We start from the raw sequence: 20,885 nt of genomic DNA, 5'->3' as shown, positions 1-20,885 counted from the left end.
TATGGAGCTGGCACAGATTCGCATGTTCAAGACCGTCGCCGAGGTCGGCAGCATCGCCCGGGCGGCTGAACTGTTGCATTGCGTACCGTCGAACATCACGGCACGGATCAAGTCCCTGGAAGCGGAGCTGGGTGTCGCGCTGTTTCTACGCGAGGGCCGAGGGCTGCGAATCAGCCCGGCGGGGCAAACCTTTCTGGCGTATGCCTCGAAAATTCTCGCCCTGACGGTTGAAGCCAAACGCGCGATGGACCCTGCCGCCGAGCCATCCGGACCGTTGCGCATAGGCGCCATCGAGTCGTCGGCGACCGGTCGTTTGCCGCGGCTGCTGGCGAAGTTCCACAAGCGTTTCCCTGCGGTTGCGCTGGAGCTGACCACCGGCAGCTGGAGCCAATTGCTCGACGACACACTCAATCACCGACTCGACGGCGCGATCGTCGCAGTGGATGTCGAGCGCTCACACCTCAAGCGCACGCCGATGTACCGCGAGGAGCTGCTGCTGATTGCCTCGACGTCAATGGGGCCGGTGCGTGATATCGCGGATTTGCAGGACAAGACCGTGTTCATGTGGCCTCAGGGTTGTCCCTACCGGGCGGCGCTGGAGCATTGGTTGTTGCGGCAGGGGCAGGCATTGCCGATCGTCAGCCTGGCCAGTTACGGCGCGATTGTCGGCTGCGTCAGTGCTGGGGCGGGCGTTGCGCTGGTGCCTAAAGGGGTGTTTGATCAGTACGCCAAAGGAGCGGGTTGCGCAGGATTTGAGTTCCCTGAGCTGACGGCGATCGACAACCTTTTTTACTGGCATGAAAATGCCGGGGTTCACCCGGCGCGGGAGGCGTTTGTGGGGATGTTGCGGGAGGAGTTCACGTAGGCGGACATCAAGGCACGCTGACATCCCGCATCAACAACCCAAAACTCAAATCCACCGCATCCGGAATCGGCAGATACACCGTGTGCCCATCCCCCGGCGCCACCTTGATCGGCTCGCCTTTGATGTTTTGCAGCTGATGCAAGTCGAATTGGAAGTTACCCTTTGGCGTCATCAGTTCCATGTGATCGCCCAGGCCAAACCGATTCTTCACCTTGACTTCCGCCATCCGGTCACGCCGCTCACCGGTCAGCTCGCCGACAAACTGCTGGCGCTCCGACACCGAACTGCCGTGCTGGTAGTTCTGGTATTCGTCATGCACATGCCGCCGCAGAAAACCTTCGGTGTAGCCGCGCTGAGCGAGGGATTCCAGGTCCGTCATCAGGCTGCGGTCGAACTCACGACCAGCCACTGCGTCGTCGATCGCCCGGCGGTAAACCTGAGTGGTCCGCGCGCAGTAAAAGTGGGATTTGGTCCGGCCCTCGATTTTCAATGAGTGCACACCCAGCTGTGTCAGGCGTTCGACGTGTTGCACCGCGCGCAGATCCTTGGCGTTCATGATGTAGGTGCCGTGTTCGTCTTCAAAAGCTGGCATCAGTTCGTCGGGCCGGTTGGCTTCCTGCAACAGGAACACCTGATCGGTCGGGGCGCCGATGCCCAGGGTCGGTTCAGGCTGGAAAGTCTGCACGATCTCGCCCAGCTGATTTTCCGTGGCCGGCTGCGCCGAATACTTCCAGCGACAGGCGTTGGTGCAGCTGCCCTGATTGGCGTCGCGCTTGTTCATATAACCCGACAGCAGGCAGCGGCCGGAATAGGCCATGCACAAGGCGCCGTGAACGAACACTTCGAGCTCCATCGCCGGGACCTGCTCGCGGATTTCAGCGATTTCTTCCAGGGACAGTTCCCGCGACAGGATGATCCGGCTCAAGCCTTGTTGCTGCCAGAACTCGACACTGGCCCAGTTCACCGTGTTGGCCTGCACCGAAAGGTGAATCGGCATCTGCGGATAATGCCGGCGGACCAGCATGATCAAGCCCGGGTCGGACATGATGAGCGCGTCCGGCGCCATGGCAATCACCGGCGCCAGGTCTTTGAGGAAGGTTTTCAGTTTGGCGTTGTGCGGGGCGATGTTCACGACCACATAAAAACGCTTGCCCTGAGCCTGGGCCTCGTGAATGCCGAGGGCGAGATTGGCGTGATCGAATTCGTTATTGCGCACCCGCAGGCTGTAACGGGGCTGACCGGCGTACACCGCATCGGCGCCATAGGCGAAGGCATAACGCATGTTTTTCAGGGTGCCCGCGGGGGCGAGCAGTTCCGGGGGGAGCAGGGTCATGGCAGTGTCGGTCACAAAAGCCGCCGAGAATAAGCGGCTTGCCCCAAAGATTCATTGATCTGGATCTATGCTTGATGAACAAACGGATGGCACTCGCGCGAACCGTGGCGGACTAAGCATCAGCACGGCTCTTCAGCACAAGAGCCTGCGCCCCCGCGGACTGACATGGATTGGACATGAACGAAGAGAAACTGCAAAACAAATCACTGGCGATTTTACTGGGACTGGTCACCGCCGCTTTCATCTGGATTTTGCTGCCGTTTTACGGCGCGGTGTTCTGGGCGGTCATCCTCGGTATCCTCTTCGCGCCCCTGCAGCGTCGACTGCAACTGAAGTTCGGCTGGGAGCGCAACTTGACGTCGCTGCTCACCCTGAGCATATGCGTGGTGATCGCGATCCTGCCGGTGATCATCCTCAGTATCTTGCTGGTTCAAGAAGGGGCCGCTCTGTACAAGAGCATCGAAAGCGGCGAACTGGACATCGCCGGGTATGTGACGCGTTTCAAACAAAGCCTGCCGCCGTACTTTCAGCACGTGCTCGATCGGGCCGGGGTTGGCGAGCTGGACGGGTTGCGGGAGAAAATCATCAAGAGTGCAGTGACAGGCAATGAGTTCATCGCCAACAAAGCCTTCAGTTTTGGTCAGGGTACGTTCGAATTCGTGATGGGGTTTTTCATCATGCTGTACCTGCTGTTCTTCTTTTTGCGCGACGGTGCAGAACTGGCGCGAAAAGTACGCGCTGCCGTGCCGCTGGATGAACACCAGAAACGCCGTCTGCAGCTAAAGTTCAATCGCGTGGTGCGGGCGACAGTGAAGGGCAACCTGCTGGTGGCAATCACGCAAGGCGCGTTGGGCGGTTTGATTTTCTGGTTTCTGGACGTCCCGAGCGCGTTGCTCTGGGCGGTATTGATGGCGTTTCTATCCCTGTTGCCAGCGGTGGGGGCGGGGATCGTCTGGGCACCGGTGGCGGCGTTTTTCCTGTTCGCCGGGGCGATCTGGCAGGGCGTGGTGCTGGGGCTGTTCGGAATTTTTGTGATCGGTCTGGTGGATAACGTGCTGCGACCGATCCTGGTGGGCAAGGATACAAAGATGCCCGACTATCTGATCCTTATCTCGACCCTTGGCGGTCTGGCGGTCTTCGGCCTCAATGGTTTTGTGATCGGGCCGCTGATCGCCGCGCTGTTTATGTCGAGCTGGTCAATCTTCATTGAAACCAAGCCGCGGGTGCAGCTGCCTTAAGCGCTGAGTTGGCCTTGGCCGATACGTTGCGACAGTGCCTGGGCGGCCGGCAGCGAGGTGAGCGGACCGCTGATCGGTTCACCGTCCTGCACCAGGTACCAACAGGCGAGCAATCCTAGCTCTCTGAGCGGTGCGGGAACGGCGCTGCCGATAACGGACATGATCTGAACCTGGGACATAAGTACCTCCATCAATCTATGGAGCTACCTTACGGACCCGACGGCTGGACGGACAATCAACGCTTTCGATAGTCGTCATTGACGCCAATGAGCTTTCGGTTCAGTCGACCACCAGATCAAGCATATGGACCACTTCCTGCTCGTTGAGCAGGCCTTTGCGCACCAGGTTTTCTGCCAGCAGCGAAAGAAATTTGGCGCTGCGATGGCCTTCCAGGTGCTTGAGTTCGGTCAGTGCGTTGTACACCTTGCTGGAGGTGCACAAGCCGACAATACGGTGCGGGTTTTGCGTGGGCATGAGGTCGTCCTTGTTTTTATCAATCTGTTGTTAGCGGACAGGTCCAAGATTGCGGACCTGACATGACATAAATATGACCGTTTTTCCCAATGGCGGAAGGGTGGCGAGTCAATCTTGCCAACTTGAACCGCAAAGACTGTCCCGACAGCGACCTTGGCGAGATTTATCAAGACCTCTACCGACGGACGGTCACAAAAAAGGCCCCGCTGTTGAGGCGGGGCCTTTGATTGTGTTACCAGCGGCCGTAACCGTGGGGAGGGCCGTAATAACCGCGCGGTGGACCGTAATAACCACGGGGCGGACCGTAGTAAACCGGCGGCGGGCCGTAATAGACCGGTTGTTGCACGTAGACCGGTGCCGGCTGGTAATAAACCGGTGGAGGTTGTTGTACATAAACCGGCTGAGGCTGAACGTAAACCGGTTGCTGTACATAGACCGGGCGGTTGCTGTTAATGATGGCCGAACCGACGATGGCCGAGCCAACGATCGCGCCAAATACCGCCGGTCCTTCCCAACCGTGCCCGCCGCCAGCCTCTGCCTGCCCTGCGATAGCAAAAGCACCGATCAGCAAGGCAACTGTGGGGATTTTACGGATCATGATAATTCCTCGGTTCTTCGACCCGGCGCTTGCGTCTGCAATAGACCCAAGGATTGTCGCGGGGATACTTCTAAGACAGCGTTTTTTTGAAATTCAGCACAGCCGTTGGGTAAATTTTGTGTAAGGTCTGTACTAGCATCTTTACGGTCCAGTGATGCCGCGTGCAGACACGCCGTTATGATCGATCAGACCCGGTGGAATGGCTAATCCCGTCCATCTGAAAGTGCTATTGAAGGAGATTTTTCATGCAGATGAACCCCAACAGAGACACCCAACTGTGTATGTCACTTTCCGCACGTCCCGGCAATTTTGGCCTGCGGTTTCACAATCATCTGTATGAGCAACTGGACCTGAATTTTTACTACAAGGCCTTCAGCAGCCAGGATCTGCCAGGCGCCGTTGGCGGCATTCGCGCCTTGGGGATTCGTGGTTGCGGCGTGTCGATGCCGTTCAAGGAGGCGTGCATTGCGCTGGTCGACGAACTGGACCCCTCCGCGGCGGCCATTCAATCGATCAACACCATCGTCAACACTGACGGCCATCTCAAGGCTTACAACACCGACTACATCGCGATCGCCCAGTTGCTTGAAACCCACGAGGTGCAGAAGGAATCGACCTTTGCCCTGCGCGGCAGCGGCGGCATGGCCAAGGCTGTGGCCAGTGCCTTGCGCGATGGTGGCTACAAAAATGGTCTGATCGTTGCCCGTAATGAGCGTGCCGGACGTGCGTTGGCCGAATCGCTGGGCTATCAATGGCAAGCGGAGCTGGGCTCGGAGCGGCCGCAGATGCTGATCAACGTCACACCGATTGGCATGTCTGGCGGCCCCGAAGTCGATCAGCTGGCGTTCGATGCTGAAACCATTGCTGCTGCCGAGACTGTCTTCGATGTGGTGGCCGTCCCCTCGGAAACACCGCTGATTGTGCGCGCTCGTGCTGAAGGCAAGCGAGTGATCACCGGACTGGAAGTGATCGCGATCCAGGCGCTGGAGCAGTTCGTGCTGTACACCGGCGTGCGGCCGACCGATGAGCAGTTTCACAACGCCGTGGAATTTTCCCGCAGTGGCCTTGGCTATACTGCTGCCCAGCAAGCGAAACCGTGACCGGGGTTATTCATGCATCCTGCCATTCTTAATCTGGATCAAGCCGAACTTGAGGCGATGCCCGAAGCGTTTGCCCCTACAGGAGACACCGCCGGCCGCTATCAGCAGCGGCAGGCGCGCATCGGCCAGCAGCTCGGCGCGCAGAAGCTGGGTTATCGCCTGTACGCGCTGGAACCGGGGATGCGTGGCAGTCCGTTTCACAGTCATCGGGTTAACGAAGAGATGTTTTACATCGTGGCCGGGGAAGGGGAGATTCGCTTGGGTGCCGAACGCTTTCCCGTTCGCGCCGGAGATGTCATTGCCTGCCCGCCGGGCGGCCCTGAAGCCGCGCACCAGATCATCAACACCAGCAACGCTGAGCTGCGCTACCTGGCGGTCAGCACCCAGCTATCCCCCGAGATTTGCGAGTACCCGGATTCCGGCAAGTACGCGGTGATGGACGACTTCAAGGTCGACGCCGAAGGCAATGCCTCGGGCTTCGTCGCCGTCGCCAGGCCGGCAGACGGCGTGGATTATTGGGACGGCGAATAACCACGCATCCCTCTTTGTAGCAGCTGTCGAGCCTGCGAGGCTGCGTCCGGCTGCGCAGCAGTCGTTAAATCAAGCGATGCGGTGTTTCTGGAAAACCTTACATGCAGGGTTTACGACTGCTGCGCCCGAGCGCGGACCGAGCCGAACGCAGCCTCGCAGGCTCGGCAGCTGCTACATAGACCGTGTTGTTTACTCGAGGCGGGCCAGACGCTCTTCCAGCGCCGCAATCCGCGCCTCAAGTTCTTCGATCCGCTCAACCGATACGCCGCTGCCCGTGCCACGTTCAACCGGGTTCTGCCGTGCCGCCATGATCACTTCGATGTCAGCCGGGTCGCCCAAGGCGTGCATGTAGCGGTCTTCCCGCTGACCGGCCTGGCGCGCAATCAACAGCGCCAGACCTCGAGCAATCAAGCGTTCCAGCTGATGCACGACCTGTTCGGCATCTTCGAAGTCATGCATGCGGCCGCTGCGTGTCAGCAGTTCATTGACCGTTTGGGGGCCGCGCAGGAACAGCAGCCCAGCAAGAATGACCTGCGCCGGCACCAGTTCCAGTGCCTTGTCGACCTTATGTTCCCAGCGATCGGCACGACTGCCCATCACCAGTTTGGTAAAACCGCGTCCTTCGAGGGCGCGCAGACTTTGGCCGACCTGACCCTGGGTAAGGTTCATCACCGGTTCGCGGCTGGTTTTCTGGTTGCAGGCAATCACCAGCGCATTGAGGGTCAGTGGATAGGTTTCCGGGCTGGTGGCCTGTTTTTCGATCAACGAACCCAGAATGCGGATTTCGGTGCTGTTGAGTCGCGGCTCGTCGAAGGTCGTTTCTTGCTCAGTGCTCATCGCGCTTTTCCCTATGCAGTCGAAGCATGCAGTCGAAGCCGCCTAGCGTAATCCTTGCAGGATAAAAGACAAGCCGCAGGAGGGGCGGGGATGGCTATAATCGGCCCACGTTTCCCTCCTGTCACCACACGAGACTGCCATGACTATTTCCCTGTACGCCGCTTCCGTCCCGGTTTTCAAACAAATGCTCAACGCCCTGAGTGACGTTTTGAACAAGGCCGAAGCACACGCTACCGCCAAGAACATCGACCCAAACGCTTTCCTGCAAGCCCGTCTGTACCCGGACATGTTCCCGCTGGTCCGTCAGGTGCAGATCGCCGTTGATTTCGCCAAAGGCGTTTCTTCGCGTCTGGCCGAAGTTGAACTGCCGAAATACGACGACACCGAAACCACCTTTGCCGAGCTGCAAGCGTTGATCGCCAAGGTGCTGGCCTTCATCGGCGAGATCAAACCAGAACAGATCGACGGCAAGGAAGGCATCGAAATCATCACCCGTCAGGGCACGCCGAAAGAGAAGCGCTTCACCGGCCAGGCTTACCTGCTGAGCTACGGCCTGCCGCAATTCTTCTTCCACGTCACCACCACCTACGCACTGCTGCGTCACAACGGTGTGGAAGTGGGCAAGCGCGATTACATGGGTGCGTTCTAAAACTCCCGGATACACAAAAGCCCGCCAAGGTTTATGCCTTGGCGGGCTTTTTTTGGTGAATCAAAAAGATCGCCGCCTCGTTTCACTCGACAGCTCCTACAGGGGTAAGCATTTCAATGTAGGAGCTGTCGAGTGAAACGAGGCGGCGATCTTTTGATCTTTGTTACGCCATACGCTCGGCTTTTTCTTCTTCACCCAGGCACGCGGCGGCGGTGAACAGCACGTCGGTGGAGGAATTCAGCGCGGTTTCCGCCGAGTCCTGCAACACACCGATGATGAAACCGACCGCCACCACTTGCATGGCGATTTCACTTGGAATGCCAAACAGGCTGCACGCCAGTGGAATCAACAGCAACGAGCCGCCCGCCACGCCCGAAGCGCCACAGGCACAAATCGCCGCGACGACGCTCAGCAAGATGGCTGTAGGAATGTCCACAGCGATGCCCAGCGTATGCACGGCTGCCAGGGTCAGCACGGTGATGGTGATCGCCGCGCCCGCCATGTTGATGGTCGCGCCGAGTGGAATCGAAACCGAGTACGTGTCTTCGTGCAGGCCCAGGCGCTTGCTCAATTCCAGATTGACCGGAATGTTCGCCGCCGAACTGCGGGTGAAAAATGCGGTGATGCCGCTTTCCCGCAGGCACATCAGCACCAGCGGATACGGGTTGCGACGCAGCTTCCAGAACACGATCACCGGGTTCATCACCAGCGCCACAAACAGCATGCAGCCCAGCAGCACCGCCAGCAGATGCGCGTAGCCGATCAAGGCGCCGAAACCGGATGTGGCGAGGGTCGAAGCGACCAGGCCGAAGATCCCCAGCGGCGCGAAACGAATCACCAAGCGAACGATCAAGGTCACGCCATTGGACAGATCACCGAGCACTTCGCGCGTCGTGTCACCGGCATGGCGAATGGCAATGCCCATGCCAATCGCCCACGCCAGAATGCCGATGAAGTTGGCATTCATCAGCGCGCTGACGGGGTTGTCGACCACGCTCAGCAACAGACTTTGCAACACTTCACTGATACCGCCCGGCGCGGTGACCGCAACGTCGTGAGTCGCCAATACCAGGTTCGACGGGAACAACGTACTGGCGACAACGGCGACCACCGCCGCCGCGAAAGTCCCCAGCAGATACAAAAACAGTATCGGCCGGATGTGAGTTTCCTGGCCGTGCTTATGGTTGGCGATCGACGCCATGACCAGCACGAACACCAGAATCGGTGCGACAGCTTTAAGCGCCGATACGAAGACTTTGCCGATAAACGCAGTGGACTTCGCCGCTTCAGGCGCAACCAGCGCCAGGGCAATCCCGGCGATCAGGCCGATGACTATCTGCGTAACCAGGCTCAAGCGCTTCAAACGTTGCAACAACGAAGGGGATGAAACAGTCATAAAACGGCATCTCTGATTTTATTAGGTGCGGGGTGTCGCGACATCGAGTCCACCAAACGGCTGATGAACAGGGTGTACGAATCGCAGGGCGCGGACTTTATCACAGCGTCGTCTTTATCCTTCAGACCTGTGACGATCTGCCGCCAGTCGGTCAACGCGATATGCAGGTTCGTGCAACCACGTTCAGAAACACTCTGTTAAGATTCCGCATCCTCATTTTCATGTTATGCCAGTGGGCCTTCGGGCTATCGCTGGTGTCGTCGTTTTCTGGAGTCTGCATGTTGTTGCCCATCCTTCTGTTGTCTGCTGCCGGTTTCACGGTGCTGACCACGGAATTCGTCATCGTCGGCCTGTTGCCGGCCATCGCTCGAGACCTTGAAGTCACTATCCCCCAGGCGGGTTTGCTGGTGACCTTGTTCGCCTTCACGGTCGCCGCATTCGGGCCATTCCTGACCGCTTACTTTGCCCGGTTCGAGCGCCGCAAGTTGTTCATCTCGGTGCTGATCATGTTCGGTCTGGCCAACACCCTCGCGGCGTTTGCGCCGAACATTTGGGTAATGGCCATTGCCCGGTTGATTCCGGCGCTGGGCTTGCCGGTGTTCTGGGCGCTGGCCAGTGAGACGGCGGTGGGCATTGTCGGCCCGGACTATGCCGGCCGCGCCATCGCCAAGATCGGTTTCGGTATTGTCTGCGCCACGGTGTTTGGTATTCCTGTGGGCACACTGATCTCTGATGCATTCGGCTGGCGCAGTGCCTTTGGCATTCTGGCGGTGATCGCGTTTGCCAAGGCGTTGCTGCTGTTTATCTACCTGCCGAAAACCAATCTGCATCAGCAGCAAGTGAGTTTCCGCTCGCAATTAAAGATCCTGCGCAGTCCGCTGATGGTGGGGCATGTGTTGCTGTCGATCCTGGTGTTCAGCGGCATGTTCACCGCTTACACCTACCTGGCGGACATTCTTGAGCGCTTGGCCGGTTTCAATGGCACCGTGGTCGGCTGGTGCCTGATGGGCTTCGGCGCGGTCGGGTTGATCGGCAACTCACTGGGCGGGCGCGCGGTGGATCGTCATCCGTTGATCGCTTCGATGATGTTCTGCGCGTTCATGATCGCCGGTCTGGTGGCGTTGGTGCCGAATATTCATTCGCCCCTCGGTCTGGCGGCGGCGATGGGGATTTGGGGCGTGACGCAGGCGGCGTTGTTCCTGGTCAGCCATGTGCGATTGATGAAAGCTGCACCCGAAGCGCCGGCGTTCGCGGCATCGCTGAACATTGCCGGGGCCAACCTCGGGATCGGTCTGGGCGCCATGATCGGCGGCCGGGTCATTGACGGTGTCGGACTGCAAGGTCTCGGTTTCGCGGCCGCCGGTTTTATCCTGGCCTCGATCCTGCTGGCGATCGCGCTGATGACCTTCAAGCCTCGCGAAGTCTGCGCCTGACACCTCACAGCTCGGTGAACAGTTCGCGTCGGGCACCTTCGGTAATGGCCACAATGCCGGGGTGCTTGACCTTGCGTTCCACCGAAATGGCGTAGAACGACTCGGTCACCGCGTCAGTCTGGCCAATCAACTCCACGCCGTATTGGCGCTTCACTTCATCGGCAATCACGCTTGGGCCGATGAAAATCCCGCTGCCGGATTGACCAAACGCCTGCATCAAGGCGCTGTCGTCGAACTCGCCAACGATGCGTGGCTGGATCTGCTGTTCGGCAAACCAGCGCTGCAAGCGGCTGCGCACCACGGTCTCCGGCCCGGGAATCAGCAGCGGTGCGCCGTGCAGGCTGCGGGGGAAGTCCTGGCCGTAGCGCGCCGCCAATTCAGCGGTGGCAAAGAAGCTGATCCCGCATTCCCCGAGTTTCTGGCTGTAGCCCTTGATGTTCAGGTGCGATGGCATCGGGCTGTCGGAGATGACCAGATCCAGGCGCTGGATCGCCAGGTCGGCGAGCAGGCGTTCGAGTTTGTCTTCACGACAGGTGATGCGCAGCGGCTCACTCAATTCCATGGTCGGCGCAATCAGCCGATAGACGATGGATTTGGGTACCACGTCGGCCACACCCACCCGAAACAGAATCTGCTGCTCATTGGGCTGCGCTCGCAACATCAATTCCAGTTCACCTCCCAGCTGAAACATTTGCTCGGCGTAGGGCAGGGCCTGACGTCCAGCTTCCGTCAGCTCAAGCTGTCGGCCGACCCGGCGAAACAGCTCGATGCCATAGGTTTGTTCGAGTAGCGAAATTTGCCCGCTGATGGTCTGTGGTGTCAGATTGAGTTGCTCGCAGGCGCGCACAATGCTGCCGGTCTTGGCCACCACCCAGAAGTAATGCAATTGCCGATAATTGAGCATGATGACCTACAGTTCGTAAAAACCGAAGTATAACCGCTAAAAATACGAATTTTCCTGAAGTGTTTGCCTCCCTAGAATGCCTCGCTATCAACGGGCCATCGTTTCGGTCCGGATTGTTCTATCGAGGAAAGCATCATGAAGCTTAAAACCACGGCACTGCTGATTACGTCTTTACTGGTATTGGCCGGTTGTGACCAGGCCGAGAAAAGCGCTCAGCAATTGATGGGCAAGGCTGCCGAAACCGCCAAGCAAGCGATCGATGACACCCACAAAGCCGCCGAGCAAGCAATCAGCGACGCCACCGGCGGCCTGATCAGCAAGAAAGAATCATCAAACGAAGATAAAGACAAAACCGAATCTTCGTCCCAGGAAATCTAAACCGTTTAAAACGAGTCAGGACTGACCCATGGAATACCTTTTAGAACTTGCTGCAAGCCCCACCGCCTGGGTCGCCCTGGCCACGTTGATCGTCATGGAAATCGTGCTCGGCATCGATAACCTGATCTTCATTTCAATCCTGACCAACAAGCTGCCCGAGCAGCATCGGCAGAAAGCACGCCGCATCGGTATCGGCATGGCGCTGATCCTGCGACTGGCGCTGTTGAGTACCATCGCGTTCATCGTCCAGTTGACTGAGCCTGTGATCGACATTCTCGGCCATGCGTTCTCCTGGAAAGACATGATCCTGATCGCCGGTGGCTTGTTCCTGTTGTGGAAGGCGACCACCGAGATCCATCACAGCATGGACCCGGCACCGGATGATCCGAAGTCGGCTACTTCGGCCGTGACGCTTGGCTTCGCTGCCGCCATCGGTCAGATCCTGATGCTGGACATGGTGTTCTCGATCGACAGCATCATTACCGCTGTCGGCATGACCGAGCACTTGCCGATCATGATCATCGCCGTGGTGGTGTCGGTGCTGGTGATGTTGCTGGCGGCTGATCCTCTGGCCAAGTTCATCAATGACAACCCGACGGTGGTGATGCTGGCGCTGGGCTTCCTGATCATGATCGGCATGACGCTGATCGCAGAAGGCTTCGGTGCCCATGTACCGAAAGGCTACGTTTATGCGGCCATGGCGTTCTCGGCGACGATCGAGGGTTTGAACATGATGTCGCGGCGGTCAAAGCAAAAGCGTGTAGTTACTGAAGCTTAACGGGCGATAAACGAAACGGCCGCCTGCGCTCGAAAGAGGGCAGGCGGCCGTTTTTTTTGCTGTTAAAAAAGTGCCAGTCAGTGCGCGCTGGCGTGGTGTGCAGTGGTTTCATCCGTTTTCACCACCGGCGCCGATTGAGCAGGGCGGTGATGGTGCCGGCGGGTAATGCGCAGGACTCCCCATAACATGGCGGTGGCAACGGCCAGCCAACCAGAAATCAACATCACAATGGTCATTGTCAGGCTCATCAGTGCCTCCTCTTTGCCCTGCTGCGGGCACACACTCTTTGCACATGACAGTCTAGTCGCTGCTGTGTTTCAGGCTATTGACCAAAGGTCGGCTGTCACCAATCAGTTCGCTCTATCGAATGCAATCATCTGCCGGTTAAGGCTATACCGACGTCGCTCGGCGTCCTATGATCGACGGCCAAGCCGGGCGCGCGAATACCTGGCGTCTAAATCAAGAGAGTGATGATGGTGCGGGTATTTTCTCGAATTCGATCGTTGGTGCTGATCGTTGGCTGCGTTGCAGGTCTGGCTGGCTGCGCGGGGAGTGTGGCGCCTGAAATCAAGCGCCTGCCGGAGCGTGTCGAGCTGAGCGGTACGTTCTACCGTGGCGTGGCGAATCAAAGCGGGCCGCAAGTGCTGGCCAGCCTGTTGTCCCAGCAAGGCATTGTAATTACGCCAGGCTTGCTCGAAAAACCGTTGCATTTGCCGGGTGCCGAAGCCCAGTTGCAGCAGAACATGCAGAACCTTGCCCGTGAGTACGGCATGGTCGTCTATCCCCTCGACAGCAATCTGCCAGCGCTGTTGACCCAGGTCGCGGCTGGATACCCGGTGATGGTGCGCTTCACTGAAGGCTCGGCGTTCTGGGCTGAACCCCGTTACGCCATTCTTGCCGGGTACAACCGCCAAAAGCGCACTGTGCTGCTGCGCTCGGGCATGAATCGCCGCGAGTTGATGGGCTTCGGTTCGTTTGAATCGTCGCTCAAGGATGCCGGTGGCTGGGCAGTGCTGATCCAGAAGCCGAATCAGCTGCCGGCCAATGTCGATCAACAGCGATGGCTCAAGGCTGCGAGCGATCTTGCCCAGGCCGGTCAGGAGCAAGCGGCAGCCAGGGCGAAGAAAGCGCTGAACGCGCAGTAAGGCCGTTCGTCATCTGTCGGGCACCCCTGCACGTTGCCGACTTCCAAGGTATAGGGCCCGGATTTCTACGGGCTGTGACCAGGAGGCGCCCATGGCACATTCCAATACCCCCGACGGCCCGCACTCGTCCGAGCATTCCTCGGGCGATGAATTGGGGTTCGACCCCGATTCACCGGACCTCGCCGATCCTCAAGTCGACCCCATCGGACCCGCCAAGGCCCCCAGGGATGTGAAGCCGGGCGACAATCCCAAGGTGCCTGCGAAGCCTTACGATCCACTTGCCGACCTGAAACCCTGAGCCTTAGTGAGGTGCGTATGTCTACCGATTCGAGTTTCAACGACAAACGTCCGGACAGTGTTCCAACCACGCCGGAAGAGGGTGTTGACCCCGTGATGGATCCGAACGATCCGTTAAGGGACCCCTTGGCGCGTCCGATGGTAGTGCCAACCGAACATCCCCACGGCACGAGAGATCCGAGTGCCGGGGACCGCATTCCAGATGACGACCAAATGCCGCTGCCCAATGATTAACGCTGGACGAAAAAAAGCCCCGAATGATCGGGGCTTTGTTTTTCTGTCGCTTATTTACTTCGACGCTTCAACTACGCCGCTTTGACGATGCTTGAGGTTCTTGTCGGATTTGTACTGCAAGGCTACAGACGGCACGTTCGTGCCCTTGCCCGTTTCCACCCAGTTGCGAATACGGCTGGCATCGGCAAAGTGTGTGTACTTGCCAAAAGCATCAAGAATCACCAGCGCGACCTGGCGATTACCCATGCTGGTGACCAGCACCAGGCAGTGACCGGCCTCATTGGTGAATCCGGTTTTCGTCAGTTTGATGTCCCAGTTCGGCTTTCTGACCAGATGGTCGGTATTACGGAAACCCAGGCTGTAGTTGGGTTTGCGGAACGAGACGGTTTTTTCCTTGGTCGTGCTCAGCTCAGTCAAAAGTGGATACTTGTGCGCTGCGATCAACAGTTTGCTCAAGTCGCGGGCGGTGGACACGTTGCGAGGGGAGAGCCCGGTCGGCTCGACGAAGTGGGTGCTGGTCATGCCCAGTGCCTTGGCTTTGGCATTCATCGCGGCAATGAACGCGACATAGCCGCCACGGTAGTGATGGGCAAGGCTCGCGGCAGCGCGGTTTTCCGAGGACATCAGGGCAATCAGCAGCATTTCCCGGCGCGGTAGTTCGCTTTTGAGTTTGACTCGGGAAAACACGCCTTTCATTTCCGGCGTGTCGCTGATGTTGATGGACAGGTATTCGTCCATGTTCTGATTGGCTTCGACCACGATCAGGCCAGCCATCAGTTTGCTGACCGAAGCAATCGGCACAACCACGTCAGGGTTGCTGGCATAGATGACTTTGTTGGTCTGCATGTCCATCAGCAATGCGCTGCCGGAAGCGATCTTGAGTTGTGAGGTGTCGCGGGGCGCCGAGGTGGTTTCGGCGGCGTTGGCTATTGGCGTGATGAACGTCCCTGTAAATGCAAAAAATAGGCTCAGGATGGAAAGACGGATTTTCACGCTGGCAGACTCATTAGGTGTGGATTAGCCGTTCTGTAACGGGTTGTTTCTTCAAACTGACGCATTTTAGGAGTATGGCTGAAGAACTGTCGATGGTTGTTCAATGAACACGTGAAAGTCCCTGAAAACCCCTACAAAACAGCAGGTTTCCGGCGAGTGGTAGCGTTTTTTATCCTGGCAAAAAGAACCCCGCCATTGGCGGGGTTCATTTGTGCGTCGCGGATGTCGAAGTGCGAACTCAGCTGTGCAGTGTTTCGGCTGCGTACAGCGTGTTTTCCAGCAGGCAAGCGCGAGTCATCGGGCCAACGCCTCCCGGGACTGGAGTGATCCAGCCGGCGCGGGGCAGGGCGGTTTCGTAGATCACGTCACCGACCAGTTTGCCGTCTTCCTGGCGGTTGATGCCGACGTCGATCACGATCGCGCCTTCCTTGATCCATTCCCCCTTGACCAGCCCCGGCTTGCCGGCCGCAACCACCACCAGGTCGGCACGGCCGACGTGGCCTGCCAGATCCTTGGTGAAACGGTGGGTGACGGTCACGGTGCAGCCGGCCAGCAGCAATTCCATCGCCATCGGCCGGCCTACAATGTTGGAGGCTCCGACAACCACGGCGTCCAACCCGTAAAGATCGACACCGGTGCTTTCCAGCAACGTCATGATGCCTTTAGGGGTGCACGGACGCAGCAGCGGAATACGCTGGGCCAGGCGGCCGACGTTATAAGGGTGGAACCCGTCGACGTCTTTGTCTGGACGAATGCGCTCCAGCAACTTGGAGGCGTCCAGGTGTTCAGGTAATGGAAGCTGAAGGAGGACGCCATCAATCACTGGGTCGTCGTTCAAACGATCGATCAGATCGGTCAGCGCTTCTTGAGTGGTTTCGGAAGGCAGGTCATAGGCTTGGGAAACGAAGCCGACCTCTTCACAGTCTTTACGCTTGTGCGAGACATAAACCTGAGAGGCAGGATCACTGCCGACCAGGATCACCGCGAGGCCGGGCGTGCGCAGGCCTAGCTGGCGACGCTCGTTGACGCGTTTGGCGATCTGCTGGCGCAGGCTGGCGGCGATCGATTTGCCGTCGATTAGTTGTGCAGTCATTGCGCGTGATTAACCATCGAGAGGGGAAAAAAAGAGAACGCATTCTCGCATGTCATGAGGTGAGGGCAAAGGCGCTTGGTCTGCAAATTCCCCTAACCCCTTTAATTAAATGAATTTTTTTTAAAAAAGAGTTGACGACCTTCAGGGTCACCTATAACATTCGTCGTACTTGTCGGGCACAGCCTAGCACTGGTTAAGAAGGTCGAGCAGAGTTGATGTTTAATTCGGCGAGACTGAAAGCACTTAGTTTGTAATCGTCCAAGAATACAGATTAACAAGGCGCCCGTAGCTCAGCTGGATAGAGCATCCGCCTTCTAAGCGGATGGTCGCAGGTTCGAGTCCTGCCGGGTGCGCCATTAGGCAGCTTTGGCACAAGTAACGCAACATGGCAATATGGTGGGCGTAGCTCAGTTGGTAGAGCACGGGATTGTGACTCCCGTTGTCGAGGGTTCGATCCCCTTCGTCCACCCCATATTTAGAAAGGCGCCAGATTAACAGTCTGGCGCCTTTGCTTTAAAAGCTTGATGCGGATGTGGTGGAATTGGTAGACACACTGGATTTAGGTTCCAGCGCCGCAAGGTGTGAGAGTTCGAGTCTCTCCGTCCGCACCATTACAAATAGCTATTTAATAGCAGAAAACGGCGCAGCACCTGAAAAGGGCTGCGCCGTTTTTGTTTTAGAAGTCTGAATTTTCAAAGCGGCCGCAGGTTCTGGGTCGAAAGGGCAGGTCGGGTCATCGGATTTATGTTTCTCGATGATGCCGATTTTGCCCGTCGGTCCCCTCGCGGGGTCGACTGTCAGGGATGGATTACCGATGTCTTCTATATATAGAAGGATTGGTGCAGAGCCCCGGCATGATTGGCTGTATTTGCTAACAGGGCGAGGCACAACCGTTTGTCCCCGCCTATAAATTGCCTGCTGCTTTTTTACCCGTTTTCAGTAGGGTGACTTCTTGAGTTTGACCCACTAGAATGCATGCCCTTGATTCTGGGGTCGGAAACGGCCGGCTAACGTCTGTGCAACGAGGAATATCCATGCAAGTTTCTGTTGAAAATACTTCTGCTCTTGAGCGCCGCATGAGCATCACCGTGCCGGCTGAGCGCATCGAGACTCAGGTCAACAAGCGTCTGCAGCAGACTGCCCAAAAGGCCAAGATTGCTGGCTTCCGTCCAGGCAAAGTGCCAATGAGTGAAATCAAGCGCCGTTTTGGTGCTGATGCACGTCAAGAAGCAGTCGGCGACGTGATCCAGTCCTCTTTCTACGAAGCTGTCGTTGAGCAGAAGCTGAACCCGGCTGGCGCTCCTTCGATCGAGCCTAAATCGATGGAAGCTGGTAAAGATCTGGAATACGTCGCAGTTTTCGAAGTGTTCCCGGAGTTCACCGTTGCTGGCTTCGACGGTATCACCGTAGAGCGCCTGAGCGCTGAAGTGGCTGATGCTGATCTGGACAAAATGCTGGAAGTCCTGCGCAAGCAGAACACCCGTTTTGAAGTGACTGATCGCGCTGCTCAAAACGAAGACCAGCTGAACATCGATTTCGTCGGCAAGGTCGACGGTGAAGTGTTCGCTGGCGGTTCCGCCAAAGGTACTCAGCTGGTTCTGGGTTCCGGCCGCATGATCCCTGGTTTTGAAGATGGTCTGGTTGGCGCTAAAGCCGGCGAAGAGCGCGTTCTGAACCTGACCTTCCCAGAGGACTATCAGAACCTCGACCTGGCAGGCAAAACCGCTGAGTTCACCGTTACCGTGAACACTGTTTCCGAGCCAAAACTGCCAGAGCTGACTGAAGAATTCTTCGCTCAATTCGGCATCAAGGAAACGGGTCTGGAAGGCTTCCGCACCGAAGTTCGCAAGAACATGGAGCGTGAACTGCGTCAGGCGATCAAATCCAAGGTCAAGAATCAGGTAATGGACGGTCTGCTGGCCACCAACCCGATCGAAGTGCCAAAGGCTCTGCTGTCCAACGAAGTTGACCGTCTGCGCGTGCAGGCTGTTCAGCAGTTCGGCGGCAACATCAAGCCTGAGCAACTGCCGGCCGAGCTGTTCGAAGAGCAAGCCAAGCGCCGCGTTGTGCTGGGTCTGATCGTGGCTGAAGTGGTCAAGCAATTCGACCTCAAGCCTGATGACGCCCGCGTTCGTGAAATGATCCAGGAAATGGCTTCGGCTTACCAAGAGCCTGAGCAGGTTGTGTCCTGGTACTACAAGAACGACCAGCAACTGAACGAAGTTCGTTCGGTTGTGCTGGAAGAGCAAGTTGTGGATACTGTTCTGCAGAAAGCTAGCGTGACCGATAAAGCGGTCTCTTACGAAGAAGCAGTCAAGCCGGTAGAAGCTCCACAAGCCGACTGATCGTTTTTGCGGTAAGAAGTACACACCATAAGCCAGCCTTCGTGCTGGCTTATGCGTATTCAAGACATAACTATTTGGGAGTGACTGCAGAGCATGTTCCGTAATTCGTATATTCAGCAGAACTCTGATATCCAGGCCGCAGGCGGCCTGGTCCCGATGGTTGTCGAGCAGTCTGCTCGTGGCGAGCGCGCTTACGACATTTACTCGCGCCTTCTCAAGGAGCGAGTGATTTTTCTGGTTGGTCCGGTAGAGGACTACATGGCCAACCTGATCTGTGCGCAACTGCTGTTCCTTGAAGCGGAAAACCCGGACAAGGACATCCATCTCTATATCAACTCCCCGGGCGGTTCGGTGACGGCGGGCATGTCGATCTACGACACCATGCAGTTCATCAAGCCAAACGTGTCGACCACCTGTATCGGTCAGGCGTGCAGCATGGGCGCGTTCCTGCTGACTGCAGGTGCCCCTGGCAAGCGTTTCTGCCTGCCGAACTCGCGTGTGATGATTCACCAGCCATTGGGCGGTTTCCAGGGTCAGGCGTCGGATATCGAAATCCATGCCAAGGAAATCCTCTTCATTCGTGAGCGTCTCAACACGCTGATGGCCAAGCATAGCGGGCACACTCTTGAAGAAATCGAGCGTGACACCAACCGTGATAACTTCATGAGTGCAGAAGCCGCGCGTGAGTACGGCTTGATCGATGAAGTGATCAGTCAGCGCCCCGCATAAAATAAGCAGCTCAAAATAGGGTTGGTCGGCTGCTCCGATCACCAGCGGGCTTGAAAAAGCCCGCAATAGCCTTCATCTTGTGTTGCAAGCCTATCGGATTTGGATCGAACGAATGACTGACACCCGCAACGGCGAGGACAACGGCAAGCTGCTCTATTGCTCCTTCTGTGGCAAAAGCCAGCATGAAGTGCGTAAGTTGATTGCCGGCCCCTCGGTCTTTATTTGCGACGAGTGCGTCGACCTGTGCAACGACATCATCCGTGAGGAGGTGCAGGAAGCCCAGGCCGAGAGCAGCGCGCATAAATTGCCTTCGCCTAAAGAAATCAGCGGCATCCTTGATCAGTACGTGATTGGTCAGGAGCGTGCGAAGAAGGTTCTGGCCGTAGCGGTGTACAACCACTACAAGCGCCTGAACCAGCGCGACAAAAAGAATGACGACGTCGAACTCGGCAAGAGCAACATCTTGCTGATCGGCCCGACAGGCTCGGGTAAAACCCTGCTTGCCGAAACACTGGCCCGTTTGCTGAACGTTCCGTTCACCATCGCTGACGCAACCACCCTCACCGAGGCGGGTTACGTGGGTGAAGATGTCGAGAACATCATTCAGAAGCTGCTGCAGAAGTGCGATTACGATGTAGAAAAAGCCCAGATGGGCATTGTCTATATCGATGAGATCGACAAGATCTCGCGCAAGTCTGACAACCCGTCGATTACCCGGGACGTTTCCGGTGAAGGCGTGCAGCAGGCCCTGCTGAAGTTGATCGAAGGTACGGTCGCTTCCGTTCCGCCTCAAGGTGGTCGCAAGCACCCGCAGCAGGAATTCCTTCAGGTTGACACCCGTAACATCCTGTTCATCTGCGGTGGTGCGTTCTCCGGTCTGGAAAAGGTTATTCAAAACCGTTCCACCAAGGGCGGCATCGGTTTCAACGCGGAAGTACGCAGCAAGGAAGAAGGCAAGAAGGTGGGTGAATCCCTGCGTGAAGTCGAGCCTGACGATCTGGTCAAGTTCGGTCTGATCCCGGAGTTCGTCGGTCGTCTGCCGGTACTTGCCACGCTGGACGAACTTGATGAGGCTGCGTTGATGCAGATTCTCACCGAGCCGAAAAATGCTTTGACCAAACAGTATGCCAAGCTGTTCGAGATGGAAGGTGTGGACCTGGAATTCCGGGCCGACGCGCTGAAATCGGTCGCCAAACGAGCCCTGGAACGCAAAACCGGTGCCCGTGGACTGCGGTCGATTCTCGAAGGTGTATTGCTCGACACTATGTACGAAATCCCCTCGCAGTCCGAGGTGAGTAAAGTAGTGATCGACGAAAGCGTTATAGAAGGCAAGTCCAAGCCACTGTATATCTACGAAAACAGTGAGCCTGCTGCCAAGGCTGCGCCTGACGCTTAAGCGTCAGGCAGCTGGAACAAAGAAGGGGCCTTCGGGCCCCTTTTCTTTTAAAGCATTTTTAACACCCTCTTTGCGCTTGTTTTTTTTCAAAGCAGCCCCCATCTTGGTTTCAAGCTTACTTCCATCTGTTTACGGCCTT

Annotated in this window: 23 protein-coding genes, 3 tRNA genes and 1 pseudogene; 17 read left to right on the top strand and 10 right to left on the bottom strand. The window is 57.3% G+C overall.

Going from position 1 to position 20,885, the window contains the following annotated elements:
• Nucleotide 1: 1 nt before the first annotated feature.
• The gene (locus ACYZTX_RS21390; protein WP_462035736.1) at nt 2–865 is read left to right on the top strand and encodes a LysR family transcriptional regulator; all 864 of its coding nucleotides are present in this window, start codon (nt 2–4) and stop codon (nt 863–865) included.
• Between the two features lie 7 nt (nt 866–872).
• On the opposite strand, the gene trhP is transcribed toward ACYZTX_RS21390, so the two are convergent.
• On the bottom strand, nt 873–2,198 hold the full coding sequence (gene trhP / locus ACYZTX_RS21385; protein WP_462035735.1) for a prephenate-dependent tRNA uridine(34) hydroxylase TrhP: 1,326 nt from the start codon (nt 2,196–2,198) through the stop codon (nt 873–875).
• A gap of 176 nt (nt 2,199–2,374) precedes the next feature.
• On the opposite strand from trhP, the gene ACYZTX_RS21380 reads away from it, so the two are divergent.
• Nucleotides 2,375–3,436, top strand: coding sequence for an AI-2E family transporter (locus ACYZTX_RS21380; RefSeq protein WP_462035734.1), 1,062 nt, complete (start codon nt 2,375–2,377; stop codon nt 3,434–3,436).
• On the opposite strand, the gene ACYZTX_RS21375 is transcribed toward ACYZTX_RS21380, so the two are convergent.
• The 3 genes from ACYZTX_RS21375 to ACYZTX_RS21365 all read right to left on the bottom strand — a co-directional run bounded on the left by ACYZTX_RS21375 (nt 3,433) and on the right by ACYZTX_RS21365 (nt 4,508).
• A complete protein-coding gene (locus ACYZTX_RS21375; protein ID WP_095128871.1) occupies nt 3,433–3,615 on the bottom strand; it encodes a hypothetical protein in 183 nt (60 codons plus the stop codon). The two genes, ACYZTX_RS21380 and ACYZTX_RS21375, sit on opposite strands and share 4 nt — an antisense overlap.
• Nucleotides 3,616–3,715: 100 nt before the next feature.
• On the bottom strand, nt 3,716–3,910 hold the full coding sequence (locus ACYZTX_RS21370; protein WP_003179723.1) for a hypothetical protein: 195 nt from the start codon (nt 3,908–3,910) through the stop codon (nt 3,716–3,718).
• 232 nt (nt 3,911–4,142) lie between these two features.
• Nucleotides 4,143–4,508: a hypothetical protein gene (locus ACYZTX_RS21365; RefSeq protein WP_462035733.1), complete on the bottom strand. Its 366-nt coding sequence runs from the start codon at nt 4,506–4,508 to the stop codon at nt 4,143–4,145.
• Nucleotides 4,509–4,753: 245 nt separating this feature from the next.
• Here ACYZTX_RS21365 and ACYZTX_RS21360 point away from each other — a divergent pair, with 245 nt between their 5' ends.
• Together ACYZTX_RS21360 and ACYZTX_RS21355 are read left to right on the top strand one after the other, a co-directional pair.
• Nucleotides 4,754–5,608, top strand: a complete 855-nt coding sequence (locus ACYZTX_RS21360; protein ID WP_462035732.1) for a shikimate 5-dehydrogenase — start codon at nt 4,754–4,756, stop codon at nt 5,606–5,608.
• A 12-nt stretch (nt 5,609–5,620) separates the two neighbouring features.
• Complete coding sequence (locus ACYZTX_RS21355) at nt 5,621–6,139, top strand: cupin domain-containing protein (RefSeq protein WP_462035731.1); 519 nt, start codon at nt 5,621–5,623, stop codon at nt 6,137–6,139.
• Between the two features lie 189 nt (nt 6,140–6,328).
• Here the strand turns inward: ACYZTX_RS21355 and ACYZTX_RS21350 are convergent, their stop codons facing one another.
• Nucleotides 6,329–6,976 (bottom strand): YceH family protein, encoded by a 648-nt coding sequence (locus tag ACYZTX_RS21350; RefSeq protein ID WP_462035730.1) that lies wholly within the window; start codon nt 6,974–6,976, stop codon nt 6,329–6,331.
• A 139-nt stretch (nt 6,977–7,115) separates the two neighbouring features.
• On the opposite strand from ACYZTX_RS21350, the gene ACYZTX_RS21345 reads away from it, so the two are divergent.
• Nucleotides 7,116–7,625 carry a DUF1993 domain-containing protein gene (locus ACYZTX_RS21345; protein ID WP_462035729.1) on the top strand — a complete coding sequence of 170 codons (510 nt, stop codon included), beginning with the start codon at nt 7,116–7,118 and terminating at the stop codon, nt 7,623–7,625.
• Nucleotides 7,626–7,788: 163 nt separating this feature from the next.
• Here ACYZTX_RS21345 and sstT read toward each other — a convergent pair whose 3' ends face one another.
• Nucleotides 7,789–9,021 (bottom strand): serine/threonine transporter SstT, encoded by a 1,233-nt coding sequence (gene sstT, locus ACYZTX_RS21340; RefSeq protein WP_462035728.1) that lies wholly within the window; start codon nt 9,019–9,021, stop codon nt 7,789–7,791.
• A 278-nt stretch (nt 9,022–9,299) separates the two neighbouring features.
• Here sstT and ACYZTX_RS21335 point away from each other — a divergent pair, with 278 nt between their 5' ends.
• Nucleotides 9,300–10,454 (top strand): MFS transporter, encoded by a 1,155-nt coding sequence (locus tag ACYZTX_RS21335; RefSeq protein WP_462035727.1) that lies wholly within the window; start codon nt 9,300–9,302, stop codon nt 10,452–10,454.
• A 4-nt stretch (nt 10,455–10,458) separates the two neighbouring features.
• Here the strand turns inward: ACYZTX_RS21335 and nhaR are convergent, their stop codons facing one another.
• Entirely contained in the window at nt 10,459–11,358 is a 900-nt protein-coding gene (gene nhaR, locus ACYZTX_RS21330) for a transcriptional activator NhaR (protein WP_462035726.1), read from the bottom strand.
• A gap of 135 nt (nt 11,359–11,493) precedes the next feature.
• On the opposite strand from nhaR, the gene ACYZTX_RS21325 reads away from it, so the two are divergent.
• Together ACYZTX_RS21325 and ACYZTX_RS21320 are read left to right on the top strand one after the other, a co-directional pair.
• Nucleotides 11,494–11,736, top strand: coding sequence for a hypothetical protein (locus ACYZTX_RS21325; protein ID WP_283188639.1), 243 nt, complete (start codon nt 11,494–11,496; stop codon nt 11,734–11,736).
• Between the two features lie 28 nt (nt 11,737–11,764).
• Entirely contained in the window at nt 11,765–12,514 is a 750-nt protein-coding gene (locus tag ACYZTX_RS21320; protein WP_462035725.1) for a TerC family protein, read from the top strand.
• 77 nt (nt 12,515–12,591) lie between these two features.
• Here the strand turns inward: ACYZTX_RS21320 and ACYZTX_RS21315 are convergent, their stop codons facing one another.
• On the bottom strand, nt 12,592–12,762 hold the full coding sequence (locus ACYZTX_RS21315; RefSeq protein WP_462035724.1) for a hypothetical protein: 171 nt from the start codon (nt 12,760–12,762) through the stop codon (nt 12,592–12,594).
• A 167-nt stretch (nt 12,763–12,929) separates the two neighbouring features.
• Between ACYZTX_RS21315 and ACYZTX_RS21310 the strand changes: the two are divergent.
• The 3 genes and pseudogenes from ACYZTX_RS21310 to ACYZTX_RS21300 all read left to right on the top strand — a co-directional run bounded on the left by ACYZTX_RS21310 (nt 12,930) and on the right by ACYZTX_RS21300 (nt 14,190).
• Nucleotides 12,930–13,659 (top strand): annotated as a pseudogene (locus ACYZTX_RS21310) (peptidase C39 family protein).
• Nucleotides 13,660–13,750: 91 nt separating this feature from the next.
• On the top strand, nt 13,751–13,957 hold the full coding sequence (locus tag ACYZTX_RS21305; RefSeq protein WP_462035723.1) for a DUF6021 family protein: 207 nt from the start codon (nt 13,751–13,753) through the stop codon (nt 13,955–13,957).
• Nucleotides 13,958–13,974: 17 nt separating this feature from the next.
• Entirely contained in the window at nt 13,975–14,190 is a 216-nt protein-coding gene (locus ACYZTX_RS21300; protein WP_462035722.1) for a hypothetical protein, read from the top strand.
• 54 nt (nt 14,191–14,244) lie between these two features.
• On the opposite strand, the gene pbpG is transcribed toward ACYZTX_RS21300, so the two are convergent.
• Both pbpG and folD read right to left on the bottom strand, forming a co-directional pair.
• A complete protein-coding gene (gene pbpG, locus ACYZTX_RS21295; protein WP_462035721.1) occupies nt 14,245–15,183 on the bottom strand; it encodes a D-alanyl-D-alanine endopeptidase in 939 nt (312 codons plus the stop codon).
• Nucleotides 15,184–15,421: 238 nt separating this feature from the next.
• Complete coding sequence (gene folD, locus ACYZTX_RS21290; protein ID WP_462035720.1) at nt 15,422–16,276, bottom strand: bifunctional methylenetetrahydrofolate dehydrogenase/methenyltetrahydrofolate cyclohydrolase FolD; 855 nt, start codon at nt 16,274–16,276, stop codon at nt 15,422–15,424.
• Between the two features lie 279 nt (nt 16,277–16,555).
• Here folD and ACYZTX_RS21285 point away from each other — a divergent pair.
• From ACYZTX_RS21285 to clpX, 6 genes are all read left to right on the top strand, one after another.
• Nucleotides 16,556–16,632: transfer RNA gene (locus tag ACYZTX_RS21285), tRNA-Arg, on the top strand.
• Between the two features lie 40 nt (nt 16,633–16,672).
• Nucleotides 16,673–16,748, top strand: a tRNA-His gene (locus tag ACYZTX_RS21280).
• Between the two features lie 54 nt (nt 16,749–16,802).
• Nucleotides 16,803–16,887, top strand: a tRNA-Leu gene (locus tag ACYZTX_RS21275).
• A 423-nt stretch (nt 16,888–17,310) separates the two neighbouring features.
• Entirely contained in the window at nt 17,311–18,621 is a 1,311-nt protein-coding gene (tig, locus tag ACYZTX_RS21270; protein WP_462035719.1) for a trigger factor, read from the top strand.
• A gap of 93 nt (nt 18,622–18,714) precedes the next feature.
• Nucleotides 18,715–19,350, top strand: a complete 636-nt coding sequence (gene clpP, locus ACYZTX_RS21265) for an ATP-dependent Clp endopeptidase proteolytic subunit ClpP (protein WP_054053844.1) — start codon at nt 18,715–18,717, stop codon at nt 19,348–19,350.
• Nucleotides 19,351–19,462: 112 nt separating this feature from the next.
• Entirely contained in the window at nt 19,463–20,746 is a 1,284-nt protein-coding gene (clpX, locus tag ACYZTX_RS21260; protein WP_007946893.1) for an ATP-dependent Clp protease ATP-binding subunit ClpX, read from the top strand.
• Nucleotides 20,747–20,885: the final 139 nt, after the last annotated feature.

Source organism: Pseudomonas sp. MDT1-17 (assembly GCF_054898105.1).
This window is presented reverse-complemented; position numbering and strand designations above follow the sequence as displayed.

Excerpts from the sequence above, each read along its gene's own strand:
- clpX (WP_007946893.1), top strand. The coding sequence starts at position 19,463 with ATGACTGACACCCGCAACGGCGAGGACAACGGCAAGCTGCTCTATTGC.
- ACYZTX_RS21345 (WP_462035729.1), top strand. The coding sequence starts at position 7,116 with ATGACTATTTCCCTGTACGCCGCTTCCGTCCCGGTTTTCAAACAAATG.
- tig (WP_462035719.1), top strand. The coding sequence starts at position 17,311 with ATGCAAGTTTCTGTTGAAAATACTTCTGCTCTTGAGCGCCGCATGAGC.
- ACYZTX_RS21370 (WP_003179723.1), bottom strand. The coding sequence starts at position 3,910 with ATGCCCACGCAAAACCCGCACCGTATTGTCGGCTTGTGCACCTCCAGC.
- ACYZTX_RS21325 (WP_283188639.1), top strand. The coding sequence starts at position 11,494 with ATGAAGCTTAAAACCACGGCACTGCTGATTACGTCTTTACTGGTATTG.
- ACYZTX_RS21350 (WP_462035730.1), bottom strand. The coding sequence starts at position 6,976 with ATGAGCACTGAGCAAGAAACGACCTTCGACGAGCCGCGACTCAACAGC.
- ACYZTX_RS21380 (WP_462035734.1), top strand. The coding sequence starts at position 2,375 with ATGAACGAAGAGAAACTGCAAAACAAATCACTGGCGATTTTACTGGGA.
- folD (WP_462035720.1), bottom strand. The coding sequence starts at position 16,276 with ATGACTGCACAACTAATCGACGGCAAATCGATCGCCGCCAGCCTGCGC.
- trhP (WP_462035735.1), bottom strand. The coding sequence starts at position 2,198 with ATGACCCTGCTCCCCCCGGAACTGCTCGCCCCCGCGGGCACCCTGAAA.
- ACYZTX_RS21375 (WP_095128871.1), bottom strand. The coding sequence starts at position 3,615 with ATGTCCCAGGTTCAGATCATGTCCGTTATCGGCAGCGCCGTTCCCGCA.
- sstT (WP_462035728.1), bottom strand. The coding sequence starts at position 9,021 with ATGACTGTTTCATCCCCTTCGTTGTTGCAACGTTTGAAGCGCTTGAGC.
- clpP (WP_054053844.1), top strand. The coding sequence starts at position 18,715 with ATGTTCCGTAATTCGTATATTCAGCAGAACTCTGATATCCAGGCCGCA.
- ACYZTX_RS21365 (WP_462035733.1), bottom strand. The coding sequence starts at position 4,508 with ATGATCCGTAAAATCCCCACAGTTGCCTTGCTGATCGGTGCTTTTGCT.
- ACYZTX_RS21320 (WP_462035725.1), top strand. The coding sequence starts at position 11,765 with ATGGAATACCTTTTAGAACTTGCTGCAAGCCCCACCGCCTGGGTCGCC.
- nhaR (WP_462035726.1), bottom strand. The coding sequence starts at position 11,358 with ATGCTCAATTATCGGCAATTGCATTACTTCTGGGTGGTGGCCAAGACC.
- ACYZTX_RS21315 (WP_462035724.1), bottom strand. The coding sequence starts at position 12,762 with ATGAGCCTGACAATGACCATTGTGATGTTGATTTCTGGTTGGCTGGCC.
- ACYZTX_RS21300 (WP_462035722.1), top strand. The coding sequence starts at position 13,975 with ATGTCTACCGATTCGAGTTTCAACGACAAACGTCCGGACAGTGTTCCA.
- ACYZTX_RS21355 (WP_462035731.1), top strand. The coding sequence starts at position 5,621 with ATGCATCCTGCCATTCTTAATCTGGATCAAGCCGAACTTGAGGCGATG.
- ACYZTX_RS21390 (WP_462035736.1), top strand. The coding sequence starts at position 2 with ATGGAGCTGGCACAGATTCGCATGTTCAAGACCGTCGCCGAGGTCGGC.
- ACYZTX_RS21305 (WP_462035723.1), top strand. The coding sequence starts at position 13,751 with ATGGCACATTCCAATACCCCCGACGGCCCGCACTCGTCCGAGCATTCC.
- ACYZTX_RS21360 (WP_462035732.1), top strand. The coding sequence starts at position 4,754 with ATGCAGATGAACCCCAACAGAGACACCCAACTGTGTATGTCACTTTCC.
- ACYZTX_RS21335 (WP_462035727.1), top strand. The coding sequence starts at position 9,300 with ATGTTGTTGCCCATCCTTCTGTTGTCTGCTGCCGGTTTCACGGTGCTG.